This is a genomic window from Hungatella hathewayi WAL-18680 (genome assembly GCF_000235505.1).
In the GTDB taxonomy this organism is placed as follows: Bacteria; Bacillota; Clostridia; order Lachnospirales; family Lachnospiraceae; genus Hungatella_A; species Hungatella_A hathewayi_A.
This window is the reverse complement of the sequence record NZ_JH379027.1, coordinates 3,074,189-3,088,365: the sequence shown is the minus strand read 5'-3', so window position 1 is coordinate 3,088,365 and position 14,177 is coordinate 3,074,189. Positions and strand designations below refer to the sequence as shown.

General features: G+C 51.4%; 16 protein-coding genes and 1 pseudogene. 15 read left to right on the top strand and 2 right to left on the bottom strand.

Annotated features, from left to right (window positions below):
• The 6 genes and pseudogenes from HMPREF9473_RS13930 to HMPREF9473_RS13910 all read left to right on the top strand — a co-directional run.
• Window positions 1-302 (top strand): annotated as a pseudogene (locus tag HMPREF9473_RS13930) (hypothetical protein); the annotation flags it as partial.
• A gap of 69 nt (window positions 303-371) precedes the next feature.
• Entirely contained in the window at window positions 372-1,061 is a 690-nt protein-coding gene (locus tag HMPREF9473_RS13925) for a hypothetical protein (protein ID WP_006780772.1), read from the top strand.
• A 28-nt stretch (window positions 1,062-1,089) separates the two neighbouring features.
• Window positions 1,090-1,284, top strand: coding sequence for a helix-turn-helix domain-containing protein (locus tag HMPREF9473_RS13920; protein WP_006780771.1), 195 nt, complete (start codon window positions 1,090-1,092; stop codon window positions 1,282-1,284).
• A 387-nt stretch (window positions 1,285-1,671) separates the two neighbouring features.
• Window positions 1,672-2,637: a hypothetical protein gene (locus HMPREF9473_RS13915; RefSeq protein ID WP_138669465.1), complete on the top strand. Its 966-nt coding sequence runs from the start codon at window positions 1,672-1,674 to the stop codon at window positions 2,635-2,637.
• A gap of 98 nt (window positions 2,638-2,735) precedes the next feature.
• Window positions 2,736-2,873: a hypothetical protein gene (locus HMPREF9473_RS27750; protein ID WP_006780769.1), complete on the top strand. Its 138-nt coding sequence runs from the start codon at window positions 2,736-2,738 to the stop codon at window positions 2,871-2,873.
• Window positions 2,874-2,904: 31 nt separating this feature from the next.
• A complete protein-coding gene (locus HMPREF9473_RS13910) occupies window positions 2,905-4,155 on the top strand; it encodes a phospholipase D-like domain-containing protein (protein WP_006780768.1) in 1,251 nt (416 codons plus the stop codon).
• Here HMPREF9473_RS13910 and HMPREF9473_RS13905 read toward each other — a convergent pair.
• Window positions 4,152-5,573, bottom strand: a complete 1,422-nt coding sequence (locus HMPREF9473_RS13905) for an MATE family efflux transporter (protein WP_006780767.1) — start codon at window positions 5,571-5,573, stop codon at window positions 4,152-4,154. The genes HMPREF9473_RS13910 and HMPREF9473_RS13905 overlap by 4 nt on opposite strands.
• 143 nt (window positions 5,574-5,716) lie before the next feature.
• Here HMPREF9473_RS13905 and HMPREF9473_RS13900 point away from each other — a divergent pair, with 143 nt between their 5' ends.
• From HMPREF9473_RS13900 to HMPREF9473_RS13880, 5 genes are all read left to right on the top strand, one after another.
• Window positions 5,717-6,586, top strand: a complete 870-nt coding sequence (locus tag HMPREF9473_RS13900) for an AraC family transcriptional regulator (RefSeq protein ID WP_006780766.1) — start codon at window positions 5,717-5,719, stop codon at window positions 6,584-6,586.
• 103 nt (window positions 6,587-6,689) lie between these two features.
• On the top strand, window positions 6,690-7,190 hold the full coding sequence (gene ilvN, locus HMPREF9473_RS13895; protein WP_006780765.1) for an acetolactate synthase small subunit: 501 nt from the start codon (window positions 6,690-6,692) through the stop codon (window positions 7,188-7,190).
• 136 nt (window positions 7,191-7,326) lie between these two features.
• Window positions 7,327-8,337, top strand: a complete 1,011-nt coding sequence (gene ilvC, locus HMPREF9473_RS13890; protein ID WP_006780764.1) for a ketol-acid reductoisomerase — start codon at window positions 7,327-7,329, stop codon at window positions 8,335-8,337.
• Window positions 8,338-8,546: 209 nt separating this feature from the next.
• Window positions 8,547-8,759, top strand: coding sequence for a helix-turn-helix transcriptional regulator (locus HMPREF9473_RS13885; protein WP_034859327.1), 213 nt, complete (start codon window positions 8,547-8,549; stop codon window positions 8,757-8,759).
• Window positions 8,750-9,235: a hypothetical protein gene (locus HMPREF9473_RS13880; protein WP_006780762.1), complete on the top strand. Its 486-nt coding sequence runs from the start codon at window positions 8,750-8,752 to the stop codon at window positions 9,233-9,235. The genes HMPREF9473_RS13885 and HMPREF9473_RS13880 overlap by 10 nt, the downstream gene beginning before the upstream one ends.
• Before the next feature lie 18 nt (window positions 9,236-9,253).
• On the opposite strand, the gene HMPREF9473_RS13875 is transcribed toward HMPREF9473_RS13880, so the two are convergent.
• On the bottom strand, window positions 9,254-10,147 hold the full coding sequence (locus tag HMPREF9473_RS13875) for a LysR family transcriptional regulator (protein WP_006780761.1): 894 nt from the start codon (window positions 10,145-10,147) through the stop codon (window positions 9,254-9,256).
• 126 nt (window positions 10,148-10,273) lie between these two features.
• Here HMPREF9473_RS13875 and leuD point away from each other — a divergent pair, with 126 nt between their 5' ends.
• The 4 genes from leuD to HMPREF9473_RS13855 all read left to right on the top strand — a co-directional run bounded on the left by leuD (window position 10,274) and on the right by HMPREF9473_RS13855 (window position 13,889).
• Entirely contained in the window at window positions 10,274-10,753 is a 480-nt protein-coding gene (gene leuD, locus HMPREF9473_RS13870; RefSeq protein ID WP_006780760.1) for a 3-isopropylmalate dehydratase small subunit, read from the top strand.
• A gap of 20 nt (window positions 10,754-10,773) precedes the next feature.
• Window positions 10,774-12,027 (top strand): 3-isopropylmalate dehydratase large subunit, encoded by a 1,254-nt coding sequence (locus HMPREF9473_RS13865; RefSeq protein ID WP_006780759.1) that lies wholly within the window; start codon window positions 10,774-10,776, stop codon window positions 12,025-12,027.
• A 112-nt stretch (window positions 12,028-12,139) separates the two neighbouring features.
• Window positions 12,140-12,631, top strand: coding sequence for a 3-isopropylmalate dehydratase small subunit (locus HMPREF9473_RS13860; RefSeq protein WP_006780758.1), 492 nt, complete (start codon window positions 12,140-12,142; stop codon window positions 12,629-12,631).
• A gap of 10 nt (window positions 12,632-12,641) precedes the next feature.
• Window positions 12,642-13,889: a 3-isopropylmalate dehydratase large subunit gene (locus HMPREF9473_RS13855; protein WP_006780757.1), complete on the top strand. Its 1,248-nt coding sequence runs from the start codon at window positions 12,642-12,644 to the stop codon at window positions 13,887-13,889.
• The last annotated feature ends 288 nt before the right edge of the window (window positions 13,890-14,177 follow it).

Here is a 14,177-nt window from a genome sequence, read left to right as displayed (position 1 = left end):
ATTTCGAGGATAAATTCTCAGACCAGGAAAAGCAGTCCTTCCAGCTGGTGGACCAGATATCCAAGGTGGGTCCTATGGGAACGGCCATCCTGGCGCTGGGAGTCTCCGGCCAGACATATGGCAGTGTCCAGGAGTTTGAGCGGCAGGCATTTCTGCCGGGAAGAAGCGGCAGCATTTACATCACGGAAATACCGGCGGAGGGGACCATACACCTGCGGCTCTACGGAAAAGTAGCGCCGGATTTCTATGGGAAGTATCAGTTTACCGTCCGCCCCACGTTAAAAATCAGCGCAGCCAGATAACAGAAGCAGCCGGCTGATTGATATAAAGCAAAGAAGCAAAAAAGAAAATGGATTAGGAGGATTCACACAATGAAGACAGGAAAAAGAGCAGCAGCGGTGGCCCTGGCCATCGGATTGGCATTGACAGGGAGCATGGCATCCTTTGCAGCCAACGAGAAAGACCTTGCAGAATCGGACTACGGTGGAGTCACAGACGGAAAGGTGGATTCCGTCATAGAGGGAACCATCAAGATTACCAGTATCCAGGTAAAGGTGCCGATAAAAGCCAGTTTTGATATCGACCCCAACGTAACCGTGGCAGCCGACGCGGCAGTCGTGACAAGTGCGGGCGCAGATAATAATAACCAAATCATAGCCCAGGCCAGCAATTATACCATAACCAACACATCCAAGGTTCCGCTGGTAGTCAGCATCACAGGCGTAAAAACAAAGACCGGCGCAACGGAAGACACGCCGGAGCTTGTCAATACACTGAACGGCCTTACCGGAAAAAATGTGATGTTCGCTATCTGCAAAAAAGGAGACGTCATCAAGTACCCATCCGCCGCAGCAGACAATACCGGAAAATGGATGACAAAGACAACCGTTACCACCGGATCCCCCTATCAGATAGCAGCAAGTGACGGTGCCAATATCCTGGCGCCGGCTGGCACGTTAGAGATGACCATCTGCGGTGCCACCGGAGCCGGCTGGAAAAACGGAGAAAAATTCCAGGTAATCCCGACTTTCACCGTCGCATTACAGAGTGTAAGTTCATAAATTTAATCAAATCACAGGAGGAACTCATATGACAGCCAGAATCCCATGCACCCCCTTCGGCAAAAAGATGAAAATCGCCATGGTAGAGCAGGACATCCCCCAGCAGGAATTAGCGAAACGCCTCGGCATCGCCAACTCCACCGTCAGCGACATCATCTACGGCCGAAACCAGTGCGAGCGCACCAAAGAGCGCATCGCCGAGACCCTCGGCATCAAAGGATAATAGAAAGAAAAAAGGGACCCGAAATCTGTGCTTTAGCAGAAGGGTCCCTTTTGCAGGTATGGGTATGAGTTTTTAGACAGACTTTTTATTTGATGGTGGATTTTATTCACGGGATGTGTTATAGTAAGGAAACAGACGATAGGAGCAGGACATAGAAACTGTCTATCTTATTTCATCAGAATATCAGATTATATTCTATTTATCAAGTTATATTCAGGTATCATTTCAATCAGTAATTCCAATAGGTATCTTATAAAAACTCAATGTAAAACAAAAGAAAAACAATCATAAAAGGATTAATTGTAGGAAAACTATTGTCTGTGGAGAAAAAAGAACGTATACTTAAGGTAGACAAAAGACTATGCCGCCTACGGAAAGGCAGGCAGTGTGAGGAGAAGAGCAGACACATTCCCGTATGAGGACAGGGGAATGAAGTATGCGGGGCAGAATTTTGGCAAGGAATTGATGCCCTGCATGGGGCTGGCGGAGCCGGTGAGTGTGGCGCCGACTGAGATTATTGAACTGGAAATCCGGCAGATGTATGAAGATTTCAATTATGTGATGCGGGATGGAAGCTGGTCTCATTTTGAGTTTCAGAGCCGGGATGGAGGCGTGGAGGATTTAAAACGCTTCCGGCAGTATGAGGCGAACGTCAGCAATACTTATGGCGTAGCCGTAACGACTTATGTGGTCTATACTGGCAATGTGAGAAATCCGGTGACTTCTTTTACGGAGGGAGTGAATACATACCGGATAGTTCCGATCCTGATGGGTGAAAAGGATGGAGACCAGGTTATTGCAAGAGTTCAGGAGAAACTGAGTACCGGAGAACCGATCACGAAAGAAGACCTGGTACCGCTGGTATTGACACCATTGATGTCTGGAACCGACCGTATAGAAGTACGGATAAGGACAATCCTGGAGTTGTTGAAAGAGAGCGAGAAGAGAGTTAATGAGGAACTGAAGACAGAGGATATCAAAAAGATAGAGTCGATAGTGTACGCATTTGCGAATAAGTTTTTGAATCCTGTGGAATTAGAACATGTGGAGGAGGTGCTGAAAATGTCATTATTAGGACAGATGATATTTGAAGATGGTGTGGAAACCGGTATGAAACGAGGTATGGAAACTGGTATGAAGCGAGGTATGGAAACCGGTATGAAGCGAGGTATGGAAACCGGTATGAAGCACGGTATGGAGACTGGTATGAAGCGTGGCATGGAGAAGAGCATGGTGAAAATTGTAACAACAATGTTGAAGAAGAATAAGACAGTTGAAGAAATCCATGAAGATACGGATATCCCGATAGAGCAGATACTCAAGATAAAGGAATCTCTGGATAATCAAGAGTAACAGATAATGTAAGATGGGGCAGGGCTATGATATGGAGATAGTTCTGGCCCCTTCCTTATGTCTTATTAAAGTTTTATTAAATTACAGGAGCCATTTGCATGAAACGAAAAGTAAAATTAGGAATTATCGCGGTGGTTATCGTCATTTACGCCGCCAGAATATGTGTCCCCTACACAAAACAGGGAGAGGTCACGGAGGAGACGGAGGCCGGATTTTCGAAGGCCGATTTTTTATAGGGAAGAGCCGGGCAGGGACAGGGCGGCGATTTTGTTTGACAATACGGAGGCGCTGGAGGAGCGGATACGGTTGATATCCCATGCGTCGGAGCGCATCGTGCTGTCCACCTTTGACTTCTGCGAGGACAACAGCGGAAAGAGAATGCTGGCGGCCCTCTACGACGCCGCAAACCGGGGCGTTAAGGTGCAGATATTGATAGACGGGTATTCTTACATGACCCACGTGCAGGGAAAGGCCAGTTTTCAGGCTTTAGGTGCGCTAGACAATGTGACCATCAAGGTCTACAATCCCATCAACCTGCTAAAACCCTCCAAACTGATGGCCCGCCTCCACGACAAATATCTGCTGGTGGACGAGACGGCTTACATTCTGGGCGGCCGTAATACCTACGATTATTTCCTTGGGGATGAGACGAATTATAAGAATTATGACTGGGACGTTCTGGTATGCCGGGATGGGCAGGATGAGAATTCCTCCTTCTACCAGGTTGAGGAGTATTTTCAGTCCGTGTGGAACCTTCCGGACTGCAAGGCAGTCATGAACACCATGCCTCTTTGGAAGAACGCCAGAAATCGCGTCACCGAAGCGGGAAAGGCCCTTACCGTCCTCTATGAGAACATGAAATCCGAGAAAGAGGACTGGTTCACGGCAAAGGACTACACCCAGATGACCGTGGAAACCAATCAAATCCGCCTCTTGAGCAACCCCATCGACGCCAGCGTAAAGGAACCGGTACTATTTTACAACATGACAGAACTGATGCGGCAGTCAGAGGGAAGGATTGTTTTCCACACCCCCTACATCCTCTGCAACGACTACATGATGGGGCGCCTGACCGCCTTATGCGCCGCCAACCCGGACGTCACCATGATGACCAATTCCGTAGCCAACAACGGCAATCCCTTCGGGGCCACCGATTACCTGATTCATAAGCCGAAGATACTGGACACGGGAGTGCAGATTCTGGAATATGACCAGGGAGTATCCTATCACGGAAAATGTTTCACCATCGGTGACCGTCTGACAGGCGTCGGCTCCTTCAACTGGGACATGCGAAGCGCCTACATTGACACGGAATTAATGCTGGTCATCGATAGCGCCGCCCTCAATGCCAGCATGCGAAACTATATGGAGACCTACGAACACGACGCCCTGGAGGTAAAGGATAAGACCACCTACCACTTAAAAGAAGGCCAGATTCCCCAGGTCATCAGCGACAAGCGGAAAACCAGAGTCCGCCTGTTAAAGCCCCTGGACTGGCTGATTCGTTACCTGCTTTAACAGGGAACCCGCTCCCCGTGTTTCCAGAGTGCCACATGATTCTGCCGGCAGATACGGACTATGACCACCCCTCCCACGACAACCGCCAGAATCCCCGTGGCAATGTTGCTGACCGCCATCACAATTCCCACGCTGACCTCCCCCAAATCCGTGTACTGCTGAAGAAACCACAGCACCGGAACCCGGAAGAGGAAGACGCGGCTGAAATTGATAAGCAGGGTCAGCTTCGTTTTCCCAAACCCGTAGAGCAGCGCCATGACAGCCGCATTGATGCCAAGCGGAATCGCCCCCATAGCTTCCATCCGGTAAATGGAGGCTATCATCCGGCTGAAATCGGCGTCATTTCCGGCAAACAGGCCGCTGATCTGGTTGAGGAACAGCAGGGACAGAGACATGAACACCCCGCCCACGATGACGTTGATCACCAGCACACAGCCAAACGCCTGCAGGGCCCGGTGCACCTTTTTGGCCCCCAGATTCTGGCTGATAATGGCGGCGGCTCCCTCCTGAAATCCGTTCTGCGGGTTGGTGCTGAATCCGCCGATATTGTTGGACACCCCCAGGGCTCCCACCGTCAGGGCGCTGTATATGGTGCTCATAGAGTTGATAACCACCTTCCCGAAGGAAAATGCCATCTTCTCCGCAATCACCGGAATGGAGAGCCGTATCATGGGAGCGGTGACACGGGTGGCGAGACTGATGCTTTTAAGCGAAAACCCGAAGGCGTTTCCCTTCTCATTCAAGTTCTTCACAGCCGCCAGCAGGAGCAGTGTCTGGGAAATGATGGTGGCGGCGGAAATCATATTGATGTTCCCGTCCAGCACGTAGACAAACAGGGCCGTCAGCGCCAGCTTGACACCCAGTACCACAAAGTTCAAGTACAGAATCCTCTTGGAATTTCCTCTCGCCCGCTCGATGGCGATATACACATTATTAAAGAAGCTGATGACCATGCCGAACAGCTCCAGGATAAAGTAGGTCGTTCCGGTGGAGATAAATTCCTCCGGCGTCCTGGCTAACCGCAAAAACTGGGGCGCAAAGGGAATCAGAATGGCCAGCAGGGCAATGCCCAGAATTCCGCACATGGCAAACAGGGTGCTGACCCGCTTCTTCACCAGTTCAAAATCCCCGGCCCCGTAGGCCGCGCTGATTTGAATGCTGGCACCGATGGCCAGACCGCCGCCCAGAGCCGACAGCATCATGTTAAGCTGTGACAGGTAAGCCACGGCCGACACGGCGGTGGCGCTGATATGGGAGGCCATCATGGTATCAAATATCTTAAACACCTGGGTCAGACTCTGGTACAGGGCCAATGGCGTTCCCACCTGGAGTACCACCCGCCACATATTTTCCGACAGGGCAAATTCCCGGAATGCTTTATCTTTTTCTGACAGACTGGCTTTCTGTTCGCTCATCATAATTCACACAATCCCCTTTTTCCCGAATTTTACACATAACGGTTTTTATCATAATACAAAAAATCAACAATTGATACGGATTTTCTGCTTTATATTTAAATAATACAGAAAAATTGCACTTTTCTAATCCGAGTGTTATACTTGTGGAAGAGAAAGATGAAGAGAAAGATAAACAGGAAGGGAGAGAGAACGTCGTGGAGGATTTTCAAATCAGCCGCATGGTGCGCAGCACCGAATTCAGCATGGCCCAGTCCCACTACCATGCATTCTATGAGCTGTACTATCTGTTGTCCGGCCACTGCCGCATGTTTGTCGGCCACAAGCTCTATTATGTGGAAGCGGGAGATATGCTGCTGTTCGCGCCGGGGGTGCTCCACCGGGCCACCTACCCGGAGGGAAGCGGAGGAGAGCGGATTGCGGTCTCCTTTAGCGCCAGTGTGCTGGACCCCCTTCTGAAAGCTGGCGGCGGGGAGGCGCTGGCCGCTCTGTTTGACAACACCCAGCTCTGGATTCCCATCCCGGTCCGCCCCCAGGTGGAGCTTTTGTTCGACAAAATTGAGGAGGAGATGAGAGAGGGCGGCTCTCTCTCCCTGTTCCTTGCAAAAAATCATTTCTATGAAATGCTGGTGGCGGCAGGGCGATACGGCGTCTGCCAGAAACAGGGAGCCATGGGGGAGACGGAAAATGCCATTCAGGAGGCCGCCCGCTACATCAGCCAGAACTATGAGAAGCCGCTGTCTTTAGAGGACATGGCCCGGATGGTTCACATGACGCCCACCTATTTTTCCCGCAGGTTCAAGCAGGTGACCGGTTTCGGCTTTAAGGAATACGTGGTTTACACCAGGATTGCCCAGGCGGAAAAACTGCTGGCCCACACCCGCCTGCCGGTGACGGAGATTGGGGTGGCCTGCGGCTTTGAGGACGGCAATTATTTTGGAGACTGTTTTCGGAAGCACAAAGGCATTTCCCCAAGGGAATACCGGAGACGGACGGGAGACATTGCCATAACTTGAATTCATGATATCCATTCCTTTTATATAGTTGACAAATACCCGGCAGATTGTTAAGATTAAATAATACTACATGGATGTAAGAATATGGAATGGGGAGGGGCCTATGGATAGGATTGTGTTATCGCTTCTTGTGGACAATACTGCAGGTGTGTTAAGCCGGGTTGCCGGGCTGTTCAGCCGCCGCGGTTACAATATTGAGAGTTTGACAGTAGGCGTCACTGCGGATGAGCGCTATTCCCGTATGACGGTGGTGTCCTTCGGGGACCAGAATATTTTAGAGCAGATCGAAAAACAGCTGCGAAAGCTGGAGGACGTCCGGGATATCAAGAAACTGGAGCCGGGACGCTCGGTGTACCGGGAGCTGATTATGGTGAAGGTACGGGCCAATGCAAGCGAGAGACAGGCCGTCAGCGCCATCTCCGACATTTTCCGCGCTACCATCGTGGATGTGGGCAAGGATTCCCTGACCGTGATGCTGACGGGCGACCAGTCGAAGCTGGACGCGCTGGTGAATCTGCTGGAAGATTATGAGATACTGGAGCTTGCCAGAACGGGACTTACCGGACTGGAGAGAGGTTCCGATGATATCCGTTATCTGCCATAGTGCACCGTTTGATTTGTTAGCTAGAGGACCGGCCAAAGGCGGACAGAGAGTCGTCGGCCGGATTCTTTAACCATACCGCATTTTCCCCTGACTTTGGGGTGCCAACAAAATAAAAGAATTCTTAGGAGGAAGAAAAATGGCAAAGATTTATTATCAGGAAGATTGTAACTTATCCATGCTGGAGGGAAAGACAATCGCCGTCATCGGATACGGCAGCCAGGGCCATGCCCACGCACTCAACGCAAAGGAGTCCGGATGCCACGTGATTATCGGTCTCTATGAGGGCAGCAGAAGCTGGGCCAAGGCAGAGGCAGCTGGTTTTGAGGTATATACGGCAGCAGAGGCGTCCAAGAGAGCAGACATTATTATGGTTCTGATTAATGATGAGAAGCAGGCAGACATGTACAAGGAGTCCATCGAGCCGAATCTGACAGAGGGCAAGATGCTGATGTTCGCTCACGGCTTTGCCATTCATTTCGGACAGATTGTTCCTCCGAAGAATGTGGACGTAACCATGATTGCGCCAAAGGGACCTGGACATACGGTGAGAAGCCAGTACCAGGAGGGCAAGGGCGTTCCGTGTCTGATTGCCGTTCATCAGGATGCCACAGGCAAGGCGAGAGATTTGGCTCTGGCTTACGCACTGGCCATCGGCGGCGCAAGAGCAGGTGTGTTGAAGACCACCTTCCGCGAGGAGACTGAGACTGATCTGTTCGGCGAGCAGGCAGTTCTTTGCGGCGGCGTTACCGCTTTGATGAAAGCCGGATTTGAGACTCTGGTGGAAGCCGGATATGAGCCTGAGAGCGCATACTTCGAGTGTATCCATGAGATGAAGCTGATTGTAGACTTAATCTTCGAGAGCGGCTTTGCAGGCATGAGATATTCCATCTCCAACACAGCCGAGTACGGCGATTACATCACCGGCCCGAAGATTGTGACCGACGAGACCAAGAAGGCCATGAAGAAGATTCTCTCCGACATCCAGGACGGCACCTTCGCCAAAGACTGGTTATCCGAGAACAAGGTAAACTGCCCACACTTCAACGCCATGAGAAAGAGAGAAGCTGCCCACCAGTTAGAGGCCACCGGAGCAGAACTCCGCAAGCTGTACAGCTGGAACGATGGCAATAAGCTGATTGATAACTAAATTACATAACAAACAATAAACGATACAGCCCTGAAACTGGCCGACAGCTGGTTTTGGGGCTGTATTTTTTGTGCCGGCACATTTTTATAAATAAATGTAAAATGCACTTGACATTTAATGTAAAGCGTACTATACTAAAAATGTAAAGCAAACATTACTTTTTATCCGGATAATAAATCAAACGAAAACAGTCAGGAAGGGTGGTGCAGGTGAGGACGAGGATACAGGAATTGAGAAAACAGGGGAAGATCACGCAGGAGGAATTGGCGGACGCTTTGGGTGTGACGAGGCAGACGATTATATCGCTGGAGAACGGGAAGTACAACGCGTCGCTGCAGCTGGCGTACAAGATAGCCAGATTTTTTGACAAAACGATTGAAGAAGTCTTTTTATTTGAAGAGGAGGAAACAGTATGTGGTTGAATGAGATGTTTATTGATAGTCCAATTGATTTTGAAAAGAGATGTAAAAGAAGAATTACCCTTGGATTTGTATTGGCGGCGCTTGGCCTTGCGGCGGTTATCATCGTGATGCTGGTGGACCATCTGCCTATCCTCTATCTGGAAGCAGGGGGAAGCGATTTTATGGAGGGATTTTATGTGGGCGCGGGAGGCGGCTTGCTGGGAGCCGGTCTTGTGACCGCAATCAAGAACATGCGTTACCTGAAGGTGCCGGAGTTGAAAAAAAGACAGGAGATCATTGAGACCGACGAGAGAAACCGCATGCTGGGGCTGCGGTGCTGGGCCTATGCAGGATACAGTTTCTTCCTCGTTCTCTATGTGGGAATGCTGTTTGCCGGACTGATAAGCAAAACGGTTCTTTCCGTGTTACTGGTAGTTGGGGCTGTGTTCGCCGCACTGCTGTTCATTTTTAAGCTTGTGCTTCAAAAAGCCATGTAAGTAACTGAGGAACATATTTCACACAGTCGTGTGTTTGATAAAATCAATAAAGGTGTCAAGCGCTTTAGAAGAACGGTTGGGATGATAGGCAAACCCAATCGTTCTTTTGTTGATAGGGGTGTCAAGCTGCAGCTGGACCAGACGGCCGGCTTCCAAATCCTCCTTGACAAACTCGCCGATAACGCAGGCGGCCCCCAGGCCGATTCTGGCAAATTCTATGAGCAGATCCATGGTGGTGACCTCCAGCAGACTGTTGGCCTCCATGTGGTTGGCATTCATGTAATCGTCGATATAGTGGCGGGTAATGTTGTTGCGGTCCAGCAGCATGATGTTGCCGTCCTGGAACACGTCGGCATGTTCCCCCTCCCGCAATCTTAAGTTCTCCAGATAACTGGGAGCGGCCACGAAAATGTCCTCGATTTCCATCACCGGAAGGAAGACCAGGTTTTTCTGGTATCTGGGCTCCGCCACCAGGCCGATGTCGATGCGCTCCTTGTCAAGCATGGCCAGGGTGTGGGTGGAGGACTGGCTTTCGATGGTGATTTTCATGTGGGGATATTTTTCAATATAGCCTTTCAGATAGGAAACCATGATAAACCGGCACAGGGTGTTGCTGACGCCGATGCTGATATGGCCCATGTGAAAGTTCTTGATGCGCTTTAATTCCTGCTCTCCCTGGGACAGGGCGTCGAAGGCGGCGGAGGTGTGGGAGAAGAGTATCTGCCCCTCCTCGGTCAGCTGGACGCCTCTGGAATTGCGGTTAAACAGGGTGGTGCCAAGACTGTCCTCCAGCTTGCTGATGGATTTGCTGATGGCCGGCTGGCTGATATAGAGTTCTTTCGCGGCCTTGGAAATGTTTCCGGCCTTGGCTACTTCGTAGAAAATGCGGTACTGGGATAAATTCTGGTCCATGGAAACCTCCTATATAACTCAGTTTCATACTAAATATTCATATTATGTATTTCTATTATAGCAACTCCTGTGTTAGAATGTAAATAGAAAAAACGATTACCATTAGAATGAAGGAGGCATTATACCATGTCCAGCGGTAAGATTTTTAAGTTTCACAATGATTTGGATACGGACCAGATTATCGCGTCCCAGTATCTGTTATTGCCGACCATCGAGGAGATGAAGGTACATACATTTGAGTCCCTGGACCCGGATTTCCCTGGGAAGGTGAAGCCGGGTGATTTTGTGGTGGGAGGAGAGAATTTCGGCTGCGGCTCCTCCAGAGAGCAGGCGCCAAGCGTGCTGAAGGCTTTGGGGGTGAAGGCGGTGATTGCCAAGTCTTTCGCCAGGATTTTCTACCGGAACGCCATCAATATCGGTCTGCCGGTGATTGTGTGCAAGGAACTGCCGGACCATGTGGAGACCGGGGATGAGATGGAGTTGTCTTTAAGCGATGGGGTGGCGAAGGCAGGTGGCGTGGAGTATACCTGCACGAAGCTGCCGGAGTATATGCAGAATATTTTGAATCAGGGCGGATTGATTGCGTCGCTGAATAAAGAAGAATAGATAGCAGGAGGAACAAGGCGATGGGAATGACCATAGCAGAGAAGATTATAGCGGCGGCGGCCGGTGTGGAGAGCGTGAAGCCGGGGGACATCCATACGGTGAATCTGGACCGCCTGATGAGCAATGACGGCACCACGCATCTGACCATTGACATGTATCGGAACCAGCTGAAGCGCCCCAGGATTGCGGATGCGTCCAAGCTGGTGTTTATTGTGGACCACAATGTCCCGGCGGACAATCCAAAGACGGCGGCGTCCCAGAAGAAGATGCGGGATTTTGCCAGGGAGAACGGGATTGATTTCTGGGAAGGGAAGGGCGTCTGCCATCAGATTATGATGGAACACTATGTCCGTCCCGGAGAGCTGATATTCGGGGCTGACAGCCACACCTGCACCTACGGGGCCCTGGGGGCCTTTGGAACGGGTGTGGGCTGTACGGATTACCTGTACGGCATGGTGACGGGGACCTCCTGGGTTCTGGTGCCGGAGACAGTGAAATTTAACCTGGTTGGGAAACTGAGACCGGGAGTATACCCCAGAGATTTGATGCTGACCATCATCGGCCAGGTGGGAGCCAACGGGTGCAACTACCAGGTGATGGAATTTACCGGGGAGGGCGTGAAGACCTTAAGCGTCAATGACCGGATGGTGCTGTGCAATCTGGCTGTGGAGGCAGGAGCCAAGACGGGGATTGTGGAGGCGGATGAGATCGCCCTGGAGTATCTAAAAGAGCATGGCCGGACGCCGAAGGCGGTGTACCACAGCGATGAGGACGCGGTCTATGTGAGAGAATATACCTTTGATTTGTCGAAGATAGAGCCGGTGGCGGCCAGACCTGACTTCGTGGACGACGTGGTGCCGGCCAGCGAGGTGGCTGGAATTGCCATTGACGAGGCGTTTCTGGGCTCCTGCAACAACGGACGGATTGACGATCTGCGGGTAGGCGCGGCTGTGATTAAGGGCAAGAAAGTGGCGGAGCATGTGAGATTTCTTGTGGTGCCGGCCAGCAACGATGTGTACCAGCAGGCGCTTAAGGAAGGGCTGATTGAGATATTTATGGAAGCGGGCGCCATTGTGATGAATGCCAACTGCAGCGTGTGCTGGGGCAGCTGCCAGGGCGTGATTGGGGAAAATGAAGTCCTCATCAGCACCGGTACCAGAAACTTCAAGGGGCGCGCCGGGCATCCAAGCTCCAAGGTATATCTGGCTTCGGCGGCGACGGTGGCGGCTTCGGCGGTGGCCGGTGTGATTACCACGGCAGACCAGCTGATGTAAGTGTGGCAGAACCGGAGAGCTGCGGCGTGGCCGACAGAAACGATAGTATGTAGTCTGTTCGGCAGATACCACAGAGACAGATGGAATGTGGAGACAGAAAGGATACATAGATATGGAGACATTTACAGGCAGAGTCTGGGTGCTGGGGGACGATATCGACACGGATATCATCATTCCCACGGAGTACCTGGCGCTCAAGACAATTGAAGATATGAAGCAGTACGGGTTCAGCCCCCTGCGGCCGGAGCTGGCCGGACAGATCAAGGAGGGGGATATCATCGTGGCAGGCAAAAACTTCGGCTGCGGCTCCTCCAGGGAGCAGGCACCGGAGATTATCAAGGCCCTTGGCATCCGCTGTGTGATTGCCAAGTCCTACGCCCGCATTTTCTTCCGGAATTCCATCAACAACGGGCTGCTGCTCATCGAGCAGCCGGACCTTCGCGATGCGGTGTCGGAGGGGGATGAGATTACGGTGGAAGTCAATCACTTTGTGAAGCATCAGGGGAAGGAATACCCCATTGCCTCCCTGCCGGAGAATCTGGTGGATATCATAAACGCCGGCGGTCTGGTGAAGGCGATGCGTAAATTAAACGGTCTTGATTAAGGAGAATGTGATGGGAGCAACAGCGATAGAGAAGATTATCAGACGAAATACCGGGAAAACAGAGGTGAAGCCGGGAGACATCGTCACCGTGAACGTGGACCGGGTGATGATTCACGATATTTTTATCCCCTTTGTGGCTGACAAGTTTGAGGAGATGGGATTTACCAGACTCTGGGACGCGGATAAGGTGGTGCTGATTTACGACCATCTGGTGCCGGCCAGCCAGGTGGATGATACCAGACATTTCCGGGTGGGAGATGCATTTGCGGAAAAATATGGTCTGACCCACGTGCACAGAAGCGATGGCATCTGCCACCAGCTGATGACGGAGGCTGGCTATGTGAAGCCGGGCGATGTGGTGTTCGGAACCGACAGCCATACGACGACCTATGGCTGCGTGGGAGCATTTTCGTCGGGAATCGGGTATACGGAGATGGCCAGTATTCTGGGCACGGGAACTATGTGGGTGCGAGTGCCGGAGACCATCAAGGTGGTGATTGACGGGAAGCTGCCGGATTATGTGATGTCGAAGGATATTATATTGCGGCTGATTGGAGATTTGGGAGCGGATGGGGCAACCTATCGTGCGCTGGAATTCTCCGGAAGCGCGGTGGAAGCTATGAGCGTGTCCAGCCGGATGACCATCGCCAACATGGCGGTGGAAGCCGGGGCAAAATGCGCGTTGTTTACGCCGGACGAGAAGACGGCGGAGTACTGCCAGGTGGAACTGACGGAGGAAATGAGGGATATTAAGGGCGATGAGGACGCGGTTTACTGCCGGACCATCACCTACCGGGCTGAGGATTTCGTGCCGGTGCTGGCATGTCCGTCCCAGGTGGACAATATCAAACCGGTGAGCCAGCTGGAGGGGACGCCCATCGACCAGGTGTTTATCGGCTCCTGTACCAACGGGCGGCTGGAGGATTTGGTGATGGCGGCTGGGATTCTGAAAGGTAAGAGCGTGGCGCCTTATGTGAAGCTGATTGTGACGCCGGCCAGCCGGAAGATCTATTTGGAGGCGGCGAAGCTGGGCGTGATTGACACCCTGATAGCGGCGGGAGCCATCGTCACCCATCCGGGCTGCGGTCTGTGCTGCGGCCGTACCGGCGGTATCTTGAGCGACGGCGAGCGGGTGGTAGCTACCAACAACCGGAATTTCCTGGGGCGGATGGGAACCTCCAAGGTGGAGATCTTCCTGGCGTCACCGGCCACGGCTGCGGCCAGTGCAATAGCTGGCAGGATTGTGGCGGCGGTGTAAAAATTTCGTAAAGAATTCGTTTTATTTCAGGAAATGGATATTGGAAATAGGAGATAGGACCGGATTATTATAATAGAAGAAACAGCGCATTTTCAGATGCCATAGCCAGCCCCTGCTATGGCATTTTTTATGGATTTCAGTTTACATAAGTGTACGCAAATGACAGATTTCCAAAAATGGTAAATATAATTGTTAACAATAGCGTAACAATTATGTAACAGCTTGTTGTGAGATAATTCCTATAATAGTGGATTTTCTAGCCCTATTAAATGTGCATCATGCACAACT

Excerpts from the sequence above, each read along its gene's own strand:
- HMPREF9473_RS13925 (WP_006780772.1), top strand. The coding sequence starts at position 372 with ATGAAGACAGGAAAAAGAGCAGCAGCGGTGGCCCTGGCCATCGGATTG.
- HMPREF9473_RS13920 (WP_006780771.1), top strand. The coding sequence starts at position 1,090 with ATGACAGCCAGAATCCCATGCACCCCCTTCGGCAAAAAGATGAAAATC.
- HMPREF9473_RS27750 (WP_006780769.1), top strand. The coding sequence starts at position 2,736 with ATGAAACGAAAAGTAAAATTAGGAATTATCGCGGTGGTTATCGTCATT.
- HMPREF9473_RS13905 (WP_006780767.1), bottom strand. The coding sequence starts at position 5,573 with ATGATGAGCGAACAGAAAGCCAGTCTGTCAGAAAAAGATAAAGCATTC.
- ilvN (WP_006780765.1), top strand. The coding sequence starts at position 6,690 with ATGGATAGGATTGTGTTATCGCTTCTTGTGGACAATACTGCAGGTGTG.
- ilvC (WP_006780764.1), top strand. The coding sequence starts at position 7,327 with ATGGCAAAGATTTATTATCAGGAAGATTGTAACTTATCCATGCTGGAG.
- HMPREF9473_RS13880 (WP_006780762.1), top strand. The coding sequence starts at position 8,750 with ATGTGGTTGAATGAGATGTTTATTGATAGTCCAATTGATTTTGAAAAG.
- HMPREF9473_RS13875 (WP_006780761.1), bottom strand. The coding sequence starts at position 10,147 with ATGGACCAGAATTTATCCCAGTACCGCATTTTCTACGAAGTAGCCAAG.
- leuD (WP_006780760.1), top strand. The coding sequence starts at position 10,274 with ATGTCCAGCGGTAAGATTTTTAAGTTTCACAATGATTTGGATACGGAC.
- HMPREF9473_RS13865 (WP_006780759.1), top strand. The coding sequence starts at position 10,774 with ATGGGAATGACCATAGCAGAGAAGATTATAGCGGCGGCGGCCGGTGTG.
- HMPREF9473_RS13860 (WP_006780758.1), top strand. The coding sequence starts at position 12,140 with ATGGAGACATTTACAGGCAGAGTCTGGGTGCTGGGGGACGATATCGAC.
- HMPREF9473_RS13855 (WP_006780757.1), top strand. The coding sequence starts at position 12,642 with ATGGGAGCAACAGCGATAGAGAAGATTATCAGACGAAATACCGGGAAA.